This window comes from Granulicella rosea (assembly GCF_900188085.1).
Lineage (GTDB): Bacteria > Acidobacteriota > Terriglobia > Terriglobales > Acidobacteriaceae > Edaphobacter > Edaphobacter rosea.
Window position 1 is genome coordinate 173,884 of sequence record NZ_FZOU01000004.1, and the last position, 16,672, is coordinate 190,555.

General features: G+C 61.1%; 14 protein-coding genes. 3 read left to right on the top strand and 11 right to left on the bottom strand.

Annotated features, from left to right (window positions below; all coding sequences use genetic code 11):
- Positions 1 to 94: 94 nt before the first annotated feature.
- Positions 95 to 835, bottom strand: coding sequence for an SDR family NAD(P)-dependent oxidoreductase (locus tag CHB87_RS12670; protein WP_089408821.1), 741 nt, complete (start codon positions 833 to 835; stop codon positions 95 to 97).
- Between the two features lie 314 nt (positions 836 to 1,149).
- Positions 1,150 to 2,007, bottom strand: coding sequence for a sensor histidine kinase (locus tag CHB87_RS12675; RefSeq protein ID WP_089408822.1), 858 nt, complete (start codon positions 2,005 to 2,007; stop codon positions 1,150 to 1,152).
- A 258-nt stretch (positions 2,008 to 2,265) separates the two neighbouring features.
- On the opposite strand from CHB87_RS12675, the gene CHB87_RS12680 reads away from it, so the two are divergent.
- Positions 2,266 to 2,895 carry a response regulator gene (locus CHB87_RS12680; RefSeq protein WP_089408823.1) on the top strand — a complete coding sequence of 210 codons (630 nt, stop codon included), beginning with the start codon at positions 2,266 to 2,268 and terminating at the stop codon, positions 2,893 to 2,895.
- A 284-nt stretch (positions 2,896 to 3,179) separates the two neighbouring features.
- Positions 3,180 to 6,212: a sensor histidine kinase gene (locus CHB87_RS12685; RefSeq protein ID WP_089408824.1), complete on the top strand. Its 3,033-nt coding sequence runs from the start codon at positions 3,180 to 3,182 to the stop codon at positions 6,210 to 6,212.
- A 186-nt stretch (positions 6,213 to 6,398) separates the two neighbouring features.
- Here CHB87_RS12685 and CHB87_RS12690 read toward each other — a convergent pair whose 3' ends face one another.
- The 9 genes from CHB87_RS12690 to CHB87_RS12730 form a co-directional block, all read right to left on the bottom strand.
- Positions 6,399 to 7,010, bottom strand: a complete 612-nt coding sequence (locus CHB87_RS12690; protein WP_089408825.1) for a hypothetical protein — start codon at positions 7,008 to 7,010, stop codon at positions 6,399 to 6,401.
- 70 nt (positions 7,011 to 7,080) lie between these two features.
- The gene (locus CHB87_RS12695) at positions 7,081 to 8,217 is read right to left on the bottom strand and encodes a hypothetical protein (RefSeq protein WP_142988332.1); all 1,137 of its coding nucleotides are present in this window, start codon (positions 8,215 to 8,217) and stop codon (positions 7,081 to 7,083) included.
- Positions 8,218 to 8,262: 45 nt separating this feature from the next.
- Positions 8,263 to 9,051: a hypothetical protein gene (locus CHB87_RS12700; protein ID WP_217897043.1), complete on the bottom strand. Its 789-nt coding sequence runs from the start codon at positions 9,049 to 9,051 to the stop codon at positions 8,263 to 8,265.
- A gap of 31 nt (positions 9,052 to 9,082) precedes the next feature.
- Complete coding sequence (locus CHB87_RS12705) at positions 9,083 to 9,502, bottom strand: DUF6152 family protein (RefSeq protein WP_142988333.1); 420 nt, start codon at positions 9,500 to 9,502, stop codon at positions 9,083 to 9,085.
- 85 nt (positions 9,503 to 9,587) lie between these two features.
- Positions 9,588 to 10,067 carry a DUF6644 family protein gene (locus tag CHB87_RS12710; RefSeq protein ID WP_142988334.1) on the bottom strand — a complete coding sequence of 160 codons (480 nt, stop codon included), beginning with the start codon at positions 10,065 to 10,067 and terminating at the stop codon, positions 9,588 to 9,590.
- Positions 10,068 to 10,114: 47 nt separating this feature from the next.
- A complete protein-coding gene (locus tag CHB87_RS12715) occupies positions 10,115 to 10,612 on the bottom strand; it encodes a DUF6644 family protein (protein ID WP_142988335.1) in 498 nt (165 codons plus the stop codon).
- Positions 10,613 to 10,670: 58 nt separating this feature from the next.
- The gene (locus tag CHB87_RS12720; protein WP_176441728.1) at positions 10,671 to 13,970 is read right to left on the bottom strand and encodes a TonB-dependent receptor; all 3,300 of its coding nucleotides are present in this window, start codon (positions 13,968 to 13,970) and stop codon (positions 10,671 to 10,673) included.
- 201 nt (positions 13,971 to 14,171) lie between these two features.
- On the bottom strand, positions 14,172 to 14,672 hold the full coding sequence (locus tag CHB87_RS12725; RefSeq protein WP_089408831.1) for a GlcG/HbpS family heme-binding protein: 501 nt from the start codon (positions 14,670 to 14,672) through the stop codon (positions 14,172 to 14,174).
- A gap of 4 nt (positions 14,673 to 14,676) precedes the next feature.
- Positions 14,677 to 15,153, bottom strand: a complete 477-nt coding sequence (locus CHB87_RS12730; protein WP_089408832.1) for a rhodanese-like domain-containing protein — start codon at positions 15,151 to 15,153, stop codon at positions 14,677 to 14,679.
- 717 nt (positions 15,154 to 15,870) lie between these two features.
- Between CHB87_RS12730 and CHB87_RS12735 the strand changes: the two genes are divergently transcribed.
- Complete coding sequence (locus tag CHB87_RS12735) at positions 15,871 to 16,377, top strand: GlcG/HbpS family heme-binding protein (RefSeq protein WP_176441729.1); 507 nt, start codon at positions 15,871 to 15,873, stop codon at positions 16,375 to 16,377.
- The last annotated feature ends 295 nt before the right edge of the window (positions 16,378 to 16,672 follow it).

Here is a 16,672-nt window from a genome sequence, read left to right on the forward strand (position 1 = left end):
CGTGTTCCCCCCTTTTTCGTACGTTGCAAAACGATTTGAAATTCTCGTGGAGAGCCAGCCACTCGCCGCTGGCTCTCCACCCAGGCGGCGACAGCTAGGCGTTTGTACCGCCGTCCACGGTGAGGTTCGTACCGGTGATGTAAGAGGCCGCGGGGCTGGCGACGAACGCGACCAGAGCCGCCACTTCATCGACGTGACCATAACGGCCAAGCGAGGTTGCCGCCTTCTGGGATACAGCCCAGTCGCCGTCGGCGGGGTTCAGATCGGTGTCGATCGGCCCGGGCTGCACGTTGTTCACCGTGATGCCGGTGGCGCCGATCTCGCGGGCCAGACCCTGGGTGAACATCTTCACCGCGCCCTTGGTGGCCGAGTAGGAGACCAGCCCCGGCGCGATCACCCGCTCGCCGACGCACGAGCCGATCATGATGATACGGCCGCCGCTCTTCAGGTGCTTCAACGCCTGCTGCGTGGCGACCAGAACGCCACGGATGTTGAGGTTGAGCACATGCTCGATGTCCTCCTCGGTGGTCTCGGCGAAGGGCTTCGGGATGGCGGTGCCGGCGTTGTTGACGAGGATGTCGAGCTGGCCGAAGGTCTTGACCGTCTCCTCGACCGCGGCGCGGACCGCTGCCGTATCGCCGCCGTCGGCCTTGATGGCGATGGCTTTGGCGCCGGTCTGCTTGATCGCTTCGACGACCGCCGAGGCGGAGGTTGCGTCCTTGGCATAGGTGATGGCGACGCTGGCCCCATCCGCCGCAAGACGTTTTGCGATCGCTGCGCCAATACCGCGTGAACCACCGGTGACGAGTGCGACTTTATTCGTGAGCTCAGACATACGTTCTCCTTTTCAATGTTTGAAAGAGCGATCCATGGCCGTGAGAGCAGATCCGCATTCGATACCGGAGCCTGAGACTCGAACGAGTGCGGCGGTTCGGAGTTGTGACCGGTTCCAAGGAAAACACGTCTTCCCGGATCGAAACAGACTCTGGAGGACTCGGAGAATCTCGCTCAATAGGGCCAGCCGGTTGCAGTTCGCTCCTTTAGAACAAGCAAAACAGGCAAAAGCTAAAGCAGATCCTTCGCTTCGCTCAGGAGGACAAGCATTTTGGGTTGCTGGATAACCCGCTCTAATCCTCCAGATCCCCCACGCTAGTCCTCCAGATCCTTTGTCCGGAAGAGGTCCAGGAAGCGCCTCCATTCAGCACGCGCGCGGGACGGATAGGCGAGCCGGGATGCGATATACGCCTGCACGATCGTTCCCGAGCCGGGGCTGCTCAGCACGCGATAGGCAGCTCCAATCCTTGCGGCGCGCTCCTCCATTCTCTGCATGCCCCGGTGGTTCTCCACGCCGCTGCCGGAGAGGATTTTGCTGTCGATGCCTACGCCGTCGTCGCTGACGGCCAGCCGCAGGTTGTCGGGCCGATAGTCGATCGCTGCCTCGATCAGGCGGGCGTGGGCGTGGCGGTACGCGTTATCGAGAGCCTCGCGGCCAAGTTGATAGAGCTCTTCGCAGACGTGCGGGTTCAGGTCTCGCGGTTGACCGCGCACGACAAGCCGGAACTCCGGCGCGGGGTGGTGAGCGAACTCATTCGCCGCCGCCTCCAACTGAACCGCCAGATCGTGCGCGTGGCGCGGCCGTACGCGGAGATTGGATACCAGCGCCCTTCCCTGCAACATCACGCCGTCGGACTGCGCCAGCGCGCCTTCGAGAGCCGACCGGGTGGGATCGCCCTCGGGCAGTCTCCGGCAGGCCGATTGAATGCTGAGCAACAGGCCCTGAATTCCCTGGAAGAAGCTGTCGTGAAGATCGCGCGCCATCCGCTCCCGCTCCGCGAATCGCGCGTAGAGACGCGCCTGAACCTTTGCGATCTCCCGCCGGACGCGCCGCAGATAGAGCAGCCACAGGCCCACAAGAAACAGCAACGCCAGCAACGCCTTGAAGCGCCAGCTCAGCAGAGAAAAGGCGAGCAGGATTCTCGTTGCGATCGTCGCACAGCGCCTCAACATGGATCACCCTCGCGGCTTGCAGGTAGAGAGTTCAGCGGAGAGGCTCGATACCCCGCACACGCGCTCCCCTGCCTTCAGGCGAGTCAGGTCAGGCTACTGGCGGGGGAATGTTTCAACAATGCTCGATTGGAACTGCCGAAGATAGCCCTTTTGGAGGGGTTCCGCTTGCCGATTCCGAGCTATCATCGAAGGCACTTAGAGGTAATCATCAAGTTGCAAGAAGACCGGTGCGCCGGTCCGATTGTCCGGGAGGGTTCAATGATCGGCAGACGATTCATCCGCGTCATGACAGTAGACGACCATCCGCTCATGACGGCCGGGATCACCTCGGAGATCAGTTCACAGAGCGATATGGCGGTTGTGGCGCAGGCCGCCGACGGCCAGCAGGCGATCGAATACTTCCGTCTTCACCGGCCGGATGTCACGCTGATGGATCTTCGCATGCCGAAGGTCGGCGGGCTGGAGGCGATCGTCGCCATCCGGTCGGAGTTCCCACGCGCGCGCATCGTCGTGCTGACGACCTGGGCGGGCGATATCAAGGTGCTGAGCGCGTTCAAGGCCGGCGCGGTGGGGTATCTCCTCAAAGACACCTTGCGAACGGAGCTGATCGATACGATCCGCCGGGTCAACGCAGGCGAACGACGGATTCCGCCGGAGATTGCGCTGCAACTGGCGCAGCATGCCGGGGACGACGCATTGACGCCGCGAGAGCTGGACGTGCTGCGCGGCCTCGCCAAGGGCAGTCCGAACAAGCTGATCGCCTGCGATCTGAGCATCGCCGAGCATACAGTCAAGAATCACATCAAGAATATTCTCTCCAAACTCGATGCGAACGACCGGACCGGCGCCGTTATCATCGGCGTCCGTCGCGGGTATATCGATCTTTAGCGGTGAGCGGACAGACGGCGCCCGCCTCGTCCGCCCTGCTTCTGGAGCTGAAGGCCACGCTGCCCTCCTCCTTCTGTAATCTATAGAACATAGCGAAGGCTCCCCGGCTCAGTTTGGTGCATCCATGCTCAAAAAGCATATCGCCGGACCGGCAAAGTATCGCAAAATAGGATCACACAGGCCAGGTTCCCCCCATCGCGAACACGACGAAAGGAAGAACTGCCTCCGGAGCCGATCGGAGCCGGTTGTCAGTACCGGCCTGTTGGCAGGTATTCAGGGAGAGTATGAGAGCTTTACGGGAGATCGCGCGCAGAGAACACCGGTCCGGGTGGCGGCGGCGCGTCGTTCTTCTCGCGGCGATGCTCGCCCCAATCGCCGCATGGGCTCAGGTCGGCCCGGTTTCGCAACTCCGCCATACTGCCTGGACATCGGACGATGGCCTTGGAGCGGTCTACAACATCCAGCAGACCACGGACGGCTTTCTCTGGCTGACCACCTCGCGTGGCGTTCTGCGCTTCGACGGCGTACGGTTCGAGTCGGTCGAGCAGGCTACCTTCGGCGCGGTTCAGGATGGCGATATCCTGTCGGCCTACGCGCCCTCCACGGGCGGCATCTGGTTGACCACGCGCAGCGCGGGAACCCTGCGCTGGAAGGACGGCGCGCTGACCGTCTACCCGGACCGGCGCTGCACACCGGCGGGGCTGATCGGCGGGATGGTCGCCGAAGACGGCGCCGAGTCGCTGTGGTTCGAATCGACCAGCGGTCTTGCCCATCTGCACGGTTCGAGCTGCGAGCTGATGGGGCCGAAGAACGGCTATCCCGGCGGCCTGCCGAGGGCCATGTTCATCGATCGCGAACGCACCATCTGGGTCGTGTCGCAGTCGGGGATTCTACTTTCGAAGAGCAAAGATCAATCCGTCTTCCGGCCCGCCGGGAGCGGAGTCGAGGCCCAGGGAACGGCCATCGCGATCCGGCAGGATGCGGTGGGAAGAATCTGGATCGCGGACGACGGCGGCCTCAGGCTCCTGACGCGCGGCGTCCAGGAAAAAGACACGCGCGCGTCCGCACGAACGGCCGCGCCGTCGTCACGAAACTTCGCCTTCGCGAACGACGGCTCGCTGTGGACGGTGACGGCCGAGGGCGTCAGCCAGTTTGCCGCAAGCGCGGTCGCCGCGGCCTCGTCCGTGCTCGACGCAGCGCCGGTGGAGAGCTTCACCCAGGCCCAGGGGCTCACCTCCGACGGCATCTCCGCCTTGCTGATCGACCGGGAAGGGACGGTGTGGGTTGGGACGAACTCCGGGCTGGACAAGCTGCGCGCCTCGCTGCTGCGGGAGCTGCCGCTGCCCCATGCCCAGGAGCACGAGTTTGGCGTGGCGACGGGAGCGGATGGCTCGGTGTGGGTCGGAAGCCGCATGATGCCGTTGACCCGCGTGGCGCCGGATGGCGTCGCGAAGAGCTTCCCGGAGATCGCGCGGTTGACCTGCCTCCGCCGCGACCGCAACGGAGTCATCTGGGCCGGGGTAGCCGGAAGCTCGGCCGTATGGCGGTCGTCCGGCGATGGATTCATCCAGATACCCGGCCCTGCGGGCGACGAGCAACCGGTCGTCGCGCTGGAGGTCGACCGAAACAACGACCCGTGGATCTATACCACCAACGGCCTGACCTACCGGATGGTGCATGGCGCATGGGTGAACCAGAACCGGGAGTTAAAGAAGAAGATCGCGGTGCTGGGAGCGATGACCTCGGATGAGGCCGGCAACGTCTGGTTTGCGTTCTCCGACAGCCTCGTGAAGTGGGATGGCGGCGCGTTCGAGCGGTTCTCCTATCCCAGCGGGCAGCACAATATCTCTCCGGCGACGATGTCGGCGCGGGGCAATCGTGTCTGGCTGGCGGGACGCGGAGGGATCGACCTTTTCTCCGGCGGGCAGTTCCACCCGATGCGCTGGAAGGGCGCCAATCCCGTGGGACGCGTCTCGGGCATTCGGGAGACAGCGAACGGCGAGCTCTGGATCAATGGCTTCTCGGGCATTACGCATATTGCGGCGCCGGCGCTGGCGAACTGGCTGCGCGATCCGGTACAGGGGCCAGCCACGGAACACTTCGATACGCTGGACGGCCTGCCGGGCTTCTCGGGGGATAGACTGCCGGAGCCGTCGCTGGCGGAGGCGCGCGATGGAAAGCTCTGGTTCGCCACAACCAAAGGCGTGGCAAGCCTGGACCCGCGGACGCTGGCCGAGCGGCGGAACCGGCTGCAGCCGCCCGTGACGATCACCTCCGTGGCAGCCAATGGGCAGACGTTTCCGGGCTGGAAGGATGCAGTTCTGCCAAAACATACGCGGAACCTGGAGATCGACTACACAGCGCTCAGCCTCTCCGTGCCGGAGCGGGTGCGGTTTCGATACAGGCTGGAGGGCTACGACAAGGACTGGCAGGAGGCCGGAGCTCGCCGCCAGTTGTTCTACACGGGCCTGCCGCCGGGCCACTACCGCATGCACGTGACGGCGTGCAACAACGACGGCGTGTGGAGCGATGCGGGCGCGAGTATCGGCCTGACGCTGCTGCCGGCCTATTACCAGACCATGTGGTTTCGGACGCTCTGCGGTGTGCTGCTCTTGATCGCCGGCTGGGGCGCGTACCGGTTCCGGATGGAGCAGCTCGCGACGGCGTTGCGCCTGCGCTTCAACGAGCGGCTGGAGGAGCGGGCGCGGCTGGCGCGCGACCTGCACGACACGCTGCTGCAGACCATTCAGGCGAGCAAGTTCGCCACGGATCAGGCGCTCGAACGCTCCACCGATATGGCCGGGATGAAGACTACGCTGCAACAGCTCTCCGAGTGGCTGGGGCGGGCGGTGGCCGAGGGTCGTGGCGCACTCCAGGCGTTGCATACCTCGAACACCGAGACCAACGATCTTGCCGGGGCGATTCGTATGGCGATAGCGGAGTGCGTGCGCAGCAGCATGCAGGTCGACTTCACCGTCGAAGGCAGCGCGCGCGACATGCACCCGATCGTGCGCGACGAGATCTTTCGCATCGCGTACGAGGCGATTCGCAACGCGTGCATGCATGCGGACGCGACTCTACTGACGGTTCAGTTGCGTTATGCGCAGGACCTGACTCTTCGCATCATGGACAACGGCAAAGGCATCGAACCGCAGGTTCTCAAAGAGGGCAAGGATGGGCACTACGGCCTCTCGTCCATTCGTGAACGGGCCGATCGCATTGGAGCCACGCTCGATCTCAAGACTGTGCAGCCGGGTGGAACCGAGATCTTACTGACCGTTGCGGGCAAGGCGATCTTCTTGACGAAGGGGAGTTAGAAGACGATCCTGCTCTTGCCACAGATGCAAGAGCAAATGCGCAAGCAGGTCCTTCGCTGCGCTCAGGATGACAGACCTTGAGCGCGGGCGCCGCATACCTGAAGGCAATTCGCTCTTCTGGCCGAATTGCCTTCAGGCGCTTAGCAGGGCGAGCAACGGCAAGGTATTATCCCAGGGCAATCGGCTCTAATGAGCCTTCGCCGTGGGCGAAGCCGCAACGATCTTGCCGCGCGGCTGCGGAGTCAGAACATCCTCGGTGAGAATCGGGCAGGGCTTGATGGTGCATTTCGACTCGTTGATCGGGGTCGTCTTCGTGTAGTTATGGTTGAAGTCGGCGTCGCCGGGCACTGTGTAGACGATGACGCGCCGGGCAAGCGTGTATTCGTCGGTCGTGGGGATGATCCTCGCTGGATCTGCCTGTAGAAATTGCGTGAGGTAAGCCTTGGTGTTGACGGTGCGATAGGCGGCCACATCGCTGAAGCGCACGTCGAGACCGGTGGGGTCTTCATGCATGCGCTCCAGACCGTTCTCCTTCTCGGCGTGATCGTAGAGAGGGTGAGCGACGCCTACGAGCACCAGCTTGATGCCGGGCGTGTCCCGCAACTTCTTCGCGGCCTGCTCGAGACACGGCAGCGCCTGGTCTTCCACACGCGCGGGACGGCGTTCATCCTTGTCGAATTCGATGGAACAAAGCTTCTCCACTCCGGGAGCAAGTGGAAGCTGCTGCGCGTGCAGGCGATGAAGCGCACTCGCAGCCAGAAGAGTCAGCGCGGGCACAAAGAGTCTGATTCTGGACATCGTTGCTTCCTTTCGTTTGATCGTCGGTCTCAGCGGCGACTCACCCAGATGGAGCCGCCGCCGGGATGAGCTACCGGTTCGTGTACTCGGCCGGAATGGTAGGCAGGCCCGGAACATCGTTGCCACCGGGGATCAGGCCCTCCTGGCAGGCCTCTTCCCAGAGCTCGAACTTCGCCTGCGATTCCTGGGTGACGGCGCCGTTGGGGACACCGCCATCGCCGCCAAAGAAGCCGCGCTTCTCGTCGACGGCGAAGGTCCAGGGCCGCGTGTAGACGGATGGATCGTCGAAGGTCGCCTCGTAGCGCAGCGTGTTCAAGCTGGTGAACTTGAAGCGCTCGGTGTAGTGGACCTTGTCGCTGGAGAAGTCTCCCGCGCGGCTGAGACGTCCTTTGGCGTTGTTGCTGGTGGTGTCGACGACGAGGGTCGTCCCTTCCCAGTGGCCGCGCGAGTCGCCCATCCACAGCTTCAGGCCGTTTCCGATGTGCGGGCGGTTGTCGAGATAGATGATGCGGTATACCTCGGCGCCCGCGAAGATGAGGACCACATAGCCGGGATACTGCTCCAGCTTGACGTCGTGCCAGGTGAACTGACGCACCGCGCCGAGCGGCCAGCAACGCTGTTGCGGATCGATGTCTCCATAACGCGCGAACTCATAGTAATGAGCGAAGAGATCCTGCTGGTGAGCGAGAGCCTCCGGCGTGTAAGGGATATCGTAGTTCGGCGTGTCGATGATGCGGCTCGGCGCGTTGCGAGACCTTGGGGCTCGCGCGGCGGCTGGCGGCGGAGCATCGTCGGTATAGGCAGCGGCGGTTCCAGTTGCGGGGCGCTGGCGTCCGCCGCCTGCGCGATTGCCGTCGGGCTGCGCGTTCACGATGCTGGGCGGATTGCCGTTGCCACGCTGTCCGGGCGCCTTGCCCGTGGTAGGGTCGACCGACGGTGGACCGCCAGCGTTTGCGGTTCCCGCAGCCGGTCTAGGACCGGGAGGCGGCACGCAGTTCACGTCGCCGTTGGTGGGATTGGTCAGGCAGCCCATGCCGTAGTAAACGGCGGTCCACGTGCCCTGCACGTTGGGTTGGCCGTCGCTCAGAAGCGCGGGCTTCCAGGGGGTTGCCTCCACTGCCGGCCTGGCCGGCGACTGCGCGAAGGCGGGCATGCAGGTCGCAACCAGCGCCAGCGCCACGGCTTGATGCGTATATCTCGTATTCACTTGGAACTCTCCTGTCGCATTGCGTTGCATTTCGAAGGCCGTCGGCTACGGGTAGTACTTCTCATAGGGGAAGGCATAGCAGACGTAGTCCAGAAGCTGGAAGTCCTTCTCCGTGCGCCGGTAGAGCGTGATGTCGATGTGCCAGGGCTTGGAATAGACCTTGGGATCGTCGATCTCGACCTTGTAGTCGATATGATCGGCATCGATGAGCTTGTAGCGTTCGACCACGTGGAGCTGGTCGCTGGTATAGTCCCCTGCGTGATCGAGCCAAAGGCCATCGAGGAAATCGATGGAGTCGACCACCAGCGTGTCGCCTTCCCACTTCGCGCGCGAATCGCCCAGATACCAGTTGATGTGGCCGGGCGGATGCGGCGTTCCATTGGTGTAGAAGAAGCGATGCGCCTCCGCATACTCATAGAGCACGGTGATCTTGTCGCCCTTGGGCAACTGAAAGATCTGGAAGGGCAGGTTGCGCGCGTAGGTAAGGCGTGGCACGCCGGGCAAGTTGCACTTGGCCGTTACAGGGTCGAGGGTTCTGCGCTGGGCGCGGTTGTCGTCGCGCGTCTTGAGAGCGTCGGGCAGATAGGGGATCGTATGCTCGTCGACGACGCTCTGCGCGCCCGGGTTATAGCGGTCGGCGGCGTGATCCTGAAGGTCCGCATCGGCGCCTCCGATCGATTGCCAGATACCGTTGAGGTTGGGCTTGCCGTCGGAAAGTCGCGGAATCGCCGGCGCGCGTGGCGAGACCGCGGGCTTTGCCGATTGCCCCGAGGCGGAGACAACCAGCAAAGCGCCGGCAAGCAGAGTGAGGCAGTGGGTCCTGCTGAAGATCATGACTTCCCTTTCGCAATTCGTCCGTGAAGCGTTACTGTGCGCCGGGATCGCCGGGCGCGCCGGTGCCGAGCGAGCCGGTGAAGAGGCTGCGGCCATCGGGCAGTTTTACAGAGGTGCCGTTGATGATCTTCGCGCCGTTCTTCGCGAGATAGCCGTTCACGGTCAGCTCGATGCCCAGGGGGAAGTCGGTCTCGCGCAGGCCGCGGCGCAGCAATGCGTTCGGACCGCCGAACTCCACAGCCCAGTTCGTCGAGGTGTTATCGGGGTTCTTCACCTCGACATAGATCCAGCCATGCGGATTGACCCACGACAGCTTGGTCAGCTTGCCGTGCAGGGTGATGGGCTTGCTCGCATCGTACTCCGCGGCGAACGAGTGATGAGCAAAGGCCGGCACGGCCGATACAGTGACGATGCCCAGAGCGAGAGCCGCGCCCATAAGTAGCTTCTTCATATGTTGTCTCCTTGTTGCATGGTTGAGGTTGAGTTATAAAACAAAACTTTGGCGCCTATCCGCCTTGGAATATCCGCGCCTGCTCTTATACGTAGCCGATCACGCGTCCGGCGAAGCCCACCGAAACCCAGAGCAGCAAGGAAGCCACCGCGCCGATCTTCAACAGACGGCCGCCTCCACCCTCGTTGGCAATATTGCGAGCAGCGCCGACCTGCAGCGTGAAGTGAACCAGCAAGGCGAGGATAAAGAACGCCATCTTCGCCTGAAATGCGGGGTTGTGGTAGTAACGCATCGTTCCACCGGCATACATCAACAGACCCGAGAGGAACATACCGATCACGCCGACGACGGTGACGGGCAGCAGCTCGCGCGCGACCTCCGACGTCGACTGCGTCTTGAACCCAAGGTTGAGGAAGCGCAGATCGACCAGCAGAATAGCGCCGCCGAAGATCGCAAGAAAAAGAAGATGAACAATCTCAATAGCCGGAAATGCATAGGACGAGTCGCGGATGTACACGCCTAAGTGAGTGTGGCCCAGCCAGCGACTTAGTTGAAGTAACAACATGAAGAGGGCGCCTTTCGCCGCGGCGATCGCGGCATCGAGTAAGTGGTCTAGGTGTTCACGTAGGCGATGAGGCGACCGGCAACGATGATGCCAGCCCACAGAACAAGAGAGCTGATCGCGGCAAGTCGGGCACGCAGCGGCGTGACATTGGCGACGTCCCAGGTATTGACCTTGCGATAGATCGTCAGATGGAAGATCAATGGGTTGATGCCAACCAAGAGCAGGAGCAGCAATTTAATCCGAAACGCAAGATTGTAGTAATTCGTCTGGGATTCCGCGATCGAAAGCAGCAATCCGGTGACGAACATGACAGCGAAGCCAGCCCATGTCCATGGCAAGACCTGCCGCGCGATGCGAGATACAGGCTCCTTTTTCATGATCCAACCCAGCAGCCTTAGATCGAGGATCGCAACCGTGCCCACGACGCCTCCGATGCCGACGGTATGAATCGTCTCGATCAGTGGAAATGAATAAGGCGATTGCCGTATCGAAGTAGAGAGGTGCGTGGTGTAAACCCACTCGCAAAAATGTTGTAAGACTGGCATCGAGTTATCCTCAAAGTGTTTGCGGCGACGGCCCCAGGCGGCGACCGTCGACCGACCGCTAGAACAAGAGCTTGATGGCGAGTTGGTTCTGACGCGGGTTACCGGTCACCGTGGTGATTACACCCAGCGTCGTCGGCGATTGGACATTCAGACCCGGGGTGCCGTAGTGAGGGCTGTTGGTCACATTGAAGGACTCAAGGCGAAGCTGCGCCTGGAACCGCTCACGGATGGCCAGCGTCTTGTGAATGCCGGCGTCCAGATTCAGGATTCCCGGTCCGACGATTGCGTTGCGCGGTGCGTTGCCGTAAGTGCCCGAGGCCTGAACCGCGAAGGCGCTCGTGTTGAACCACTGGTTCGGAGTCGCCGTCGGGGTTCCGCTTGCGTTGACCTTGGCGCGGGGATCGCCAACAATATTGGGGCGATCTGCGGTGCCGCCGCTGTTCGAGGGATTCTTCGACTCGGTCAGGTTGAGTGGCTGCCCAGAGCTTGCGGTGAGGATCGGGCTGATGCTCCATCCGCCGAACGCGCCATCCAGCCAGCGGTTCCAGCTATCGCCGACTAACTGACCGTGTCCGAAGGGTAGAGGATAAACCGCGCTGCCAACAAAGTGGTGGCGCATATCGGTGTTCATCACAGCGCGCTCGGCCCGGATGTTGGTCGGGTCCTGAAAGTCGGCCACGTCGCCTACGCCCAGCGTCTTCGAATAGGCATACGAGGCGATGAAGGTTACACCGCGTGCGTAGCGCTTCTCCGCCTTTGCCTGCAAGGCGTTGTACTGGCTCCAGCCCTCTTTCCAGACACGGCTGACCGTGCCGAGTCCAATGGTCGGGTTGCCCGGGACATTCGGGATCGTGGTCGTCTTATACAAGCGGTTGGCGTTGATGCCGGCAGCGGGTAAGAGCGTCGTCGGTGTTGCCGGCGCGGGGTTGCCATCGACCTGCCACCAGTTATGGTCGAACTTATTGCCGTAGTATCCAACCTCCGCCACAATGCCATAAGGCAGAGCGCGCTGCACGTTGAGGTTCCACGATTGGTCGATAGGTATGGCTGCATGCCGATCGAAGGAGACCAGCGATACCCCCGTAGCTCCATTGGCGTTGGTCAATGAAAGAGCGCCGGCAGCGAAGCCATTCTGGAGGTATTGAAACTGCGTCGGGATATAGGAACTCGGGGATGTCGCCAGACGCAGTTGATTGACGGGTGGGTTGTTTTCCATCGACTGCATGCCGCCGATCGTAATGGCGTTCGAATAGAAGATGCCATATCCGCCGCGCAATACGGTCTTGCTGTTCGGCCGGCTGAAGGCAAAGCCCACACGCGGCGCGACGTTGGTGTAGTTCACGTTCTGCAGAGCGCGCTGTGCGCGGCTATTGCCATACTCGCCCGCGTAGATCAGTTGCGGGTTGGATGGATCGGAGTCTTCATCGAAGTTGGCGATCGAGTTGAACTTACTCACCGCCGGCGGGCTCAGTTCATAACGAACGCCTAAGTTGAGCGTCAGGCTATGGCTGGCCTTCCAGTCGTCCTGCACATAGAAATGGCTATAAGGCGACCGGAAGTTGATGATGGATGGGCTCGATAGCTGCTTCTTATCGGTCAGCCCAAGAAGAAGGTCCGCGAAGTGCTGATCGTTGCTGGGCGTGGCGGTCGGCGACTTGGCTGTGTACTGCCCATTGAAGTCGAAGATGCCGCTGGTCAACTGGGAGCTATTGAAGTTGGTCTGGAGCCAGTACTCCTGCCACCCGAACTGCAGGGTATGGGCGCCTTTTGTCCATAGGATGGCGGCCGCGACTTCGCGGTTCTCGCTATCGTCGGCATTGGGAACATTGCTTGTGCCAATGGTCTGAAAGTTGGTGACCGTGATCTCGGTGAAGCCAGGCGCCGTCGCGGCTACGCCTGGAACACCGACGCCGGTCAAGCTCTGGTTCGGGAAATTGTTCACCCACTTGATGCTGTTCCAGCCAGCGCGAATATTGCCGAGAATATTCGGCGAAAACTGCACGTTGTAGCCGACGACGAATGCCTGCGCATCGACGGTCTGCGCGCCAGAGCCGGAGAAGTATTGACCGTTCAAGGCGGGCAGGGCGGAGATAGCTCCTGCGTTCTGCTCGGAGCTATATCGACCGAAGATACTCTGCTTGCCGGTCAGAATCTCGTCGATGCGCGCGTCCCAGCGGTAGTTATTCGTGCCGGTGTTCTTGTTGTAATAGTAGTTGTTGGCGCCGAAGGAACCGTTCGGCTCGGGATAATACTTAAGCACGTTGCTGGCAATGGGATCGATGCGGCCGCTGGGAATCTGGTTGCCGCTAAACTGCGTCGACCGAGTGACTGTCGTGCCGGAGATCGTATACCCGCCCGCAGGATCGTAGATGGCGGAGGAGAATTGACCGCTCTTCTGTGCATCGGTCGGCACAAGGGCGTAGGTCGTTACCGCGGAGCGCAGACGGAAGAACTCCACGTCGCCAAAGACGAAGGTCCGGTCCTTCCTGATCGGCCCTCCGACGGTGCCTCCGAAGTCGTTGTACTTGAACGGGGGCTTGCCCTGGGTGAAGTCGGGCAGAGCGTCCACAGCATCGTTGCGGATGAACTCATACGCGCTGCCGTGAATCGCATTCGTACCGGACTTTGTATTCACGCTGACCACGCCCGAGGATGAGCGTCCATACTCCGCCGAGTAACTCGTTGTAACAACCTTGAACTCGCTGATAGCGTCGACCGAAGGCTTGATGACCTCTTTTTGTCCATCGTGGCTGGTAAGGATCTGCTGGTTGTTATTGTCGATGCCGTCGAGCAGAAATGCAGCCTGCGCGCTTGCCTGTCCGCCGATGCTGATGCCGCCGCTGGAGTTACCCGGAGTCGTTCCAGCGGAGAGCGTTCCGAGTTGCAGATAGTCGCGACCGTTGCTGCCGCCGTTGAGTGGAAGCTCTTCAATCTGCTGGGTCGTGATCACAGTGCCCACGGTGGAATCGGACCGCTGGAGCAACTCTTCGGTCGTCGCCTTTACCTCGACAACCTCGCTGACGTCTCCAGGCGTGAGCACAGCGTTGATCTGCCGGATAGCACCGATGTCGAGATGCACTCCGTTCTCAATCGAATGACGAAAGCCTGCGCTTTGAATTTCAACTGTATATTCGCCGATCTTGAGAGGCGGCGTGCGGTACTGTCCCTGGCTATTGGTCTTTGAGGTTACGGTTACGCCGGTGGAGACGTCGCGAACGGTGATCGTCGCTCCGTCCATGGCGCGTTGCGTCGAGTCCGTCACCGTGCCGGTAATCACGGCATCCGTCGCGACCTGCGCGGATGCGCTTACGGCAAACAGCGCCAGCGCGGATGCGGAAAGCATATGCTTCTTAGACATCGAACCTCTCCCTACACCCATCGTCGATGGGGTCTTGCTTGCGAACGGCGGCGGATCATCGATCAACCCCATGAAATTGAGCGCGGCTCTCCTCGCGCGGCGATGCAACGCTTACGCAGCGGCACAACATCCTGCTGCGTAGGCACATCGATCACCGCGCTGAATACGCTATACGAGTGAGCGAGCTACAATAAGCTCGTATTACTTCAATAAGTCAGCTATCTTCGCAATACCCGCGACAGCACACGCTTCATCTTTTTCTCCGCCCGGCGCGCCACTGACTCCGACGGCGCCGATGAACTCGCTCCCGGCCTTGATCGGCACGCCACCTTGGGCGCCGACCGTTCCTTCAATGACCGGAGGAGGCGTTGTAGCCGCAGCCCAGGCCTTCGCGGTCTCGCCCGAGGCGCGCTTGAAGGTGAGCGCCGTATAGGCCTTGCGACGGCTATGTTCCAGTGTGTGGGGACCGGTTCCATCCCCACGCACCTGAAGTTTGACCAGACCGCTGTTATCCAGAATAGTCAGGCTCACCCGGTAGCCATCAGCATGGCACTTGTCGAGCGCCCCTTGTGCGACTATCAACGCAGCTTCTGTCGACAATGACTTCTGAGTAACCAGCGTCTGAGCTTTGCAGGTTGCGGCGCCACCAGCGATCACAACCGCACATGTAGCAGCTATGTAAGTGAGATAGATATTCTTCATCGTCCTAGTGGGCCGCGGCACCCGCTGCACGCACGCCGCCGCCGGCCGGAGGCGGAGGTGGAACGGGGATCTTCACCGCGAGTTTGCCTCCATCCAACTGATAGGTATCGGCTCCGACCGCGCCGAGCACCTTGAAGCCGGCGTCGTCGAGTACATCTCCTGCCGCGCCCGCGCGAGCCGCATGATTCGAGACGGTAATAATCCCACGGTCCTTCGGAATCTCCTTGAGATGATCCTTGAGATCCTTGATCTGAATGCTGAGATAGACGGGAAATCCGCCGATGGTTGACACTTCATCCGGCCGCCGCACGTCCACCAGAAGCACCTTCTCGGGATGTGCAAGATAGGCGTCAAACTCGGCATTCGTCAGTGTTTTCGTGCGTGCTGGCTTGCGGGCATTGGCCCCGTTCGCTGGCTTTGCTGCATCTTGTGCAAAGGCTGCGGTGGACAGCATCGCGATGATAACAAGGTTCTTAAACATTTCTTTTATTCCTCTCTAAGTTGAAACATGTTGGACGGGCAATCTCCATGGACGCACGAGAACGAAGCTAGTCGTAAGCCGTAGCCTCTCCGCGAAGATGAACGCAGGCAGGCAAGGGCATGCGACTTAGAGTCGAGTGCTCAGGTTCCGATGTAAGTTCGAGAGATTTTCAGCTCAGCGCTGGAAAAAGGCCCGCCTTCTCAAGATCGAGTGGCGGGCCTGTCTTTTGTTGCGGATCAGAGATCGCAGCAGAAGCTAGTCAATCGCACACACCATCGGAAGCCATGAACGTGAGACGTTCAGATGGCAACAACAATTGGTGTGTGGCTGGATATGCATGAAGCTAACTTAGCGAGACTGCCGCGCTTTGTCAAGTGCTATGAAGAATCGACGCTGCACGCCTAACGGATCACGTTGCGGTTGCTCGTCTGCGGTGCGGCCATTCCGGCGGACTTACGTTTGCCTGCTCCCTGCGCGCCGGCAGGCATGTGCTACTCTTGCTCCATGAAATCTCTTGTCCAGACGAGCGCATGTTGTCCCGCCTGCGTAGGCGGTGCGTGCGTGTTCTGGCATGAGGCAGGGATGAAGCTGCGCAGGATCTAGCTTCGTTCCAACTCGATAGATCAAGCGACCCACCGTCAGAAGTACATGGCAGGTGGGCTTTTTCCTGCCTGGCACAATGTCTTCACAACCAGCTTCTTACTCCGGAGAAATCCAATGAAGAAAATCATGGCTGTTCTATCGCTCGCTCTTATGACGGGCATCGCATCCGCTCAATCCGCGCTCAACCCGCAGACTCCTCGTCCGGCATCGATCGATCTTGCGACGGCTCGCAGACTGATCGCCGCCGCGGAGCAGACAGCCAAGGCAGCCAACGCCAAGGTCGGCATCGCAGTCGTCGATGCGAACGGAGATCTCGTTCTGCTGGAGCGTCTCGATGGTTCGACGGGACGAGGAGTCATCAGCGCCGAAGGTAAGGCGCGCGCCGCCATCCTATTCGGTCTGCCCACGAAGCAGGTAGAAGATATCGTCGCTTCCGGCAAGCCTGTCTCGGCAAACGTCACCTTGATCGCAGCCGGCGCGCACGAGATCACGATCCATCAGGGTGGGTTTCCGATCATCAAAGATGGCAAGGTGATTGGCGGCATCGGAGTGGGTGGTTCAGCCTCATCCGAAGACGAGCGTTTCGCCAAGGCAGGACTCGATGCGCTCGAAGCAAAGTGATAGGAGAGATCGCGTTGTCTACTCGTTGACGCAACTATCCTGGGCGCCTGCGAGGGCGTCACAGGGAAGCCGGCGCCAGTCCGGTTTAGCCTGCAAGTCAGTAGGCCTTCCCAGGATTCATCTATTTCTTCACCGCGTGGAAACGGGAACGATTCGCTCGAGTTCGTCTGAGCCTCTATGTCTCCGTGCCGCGAGTTAGGTTACTTGTGCTGGATTTGTTCTCTCTTACGGGTCTTGTCGTATCCATCGCTCGCAAAGCACAGCGCATATCTCTTCTGCTCTGCGTGGTGCTTTG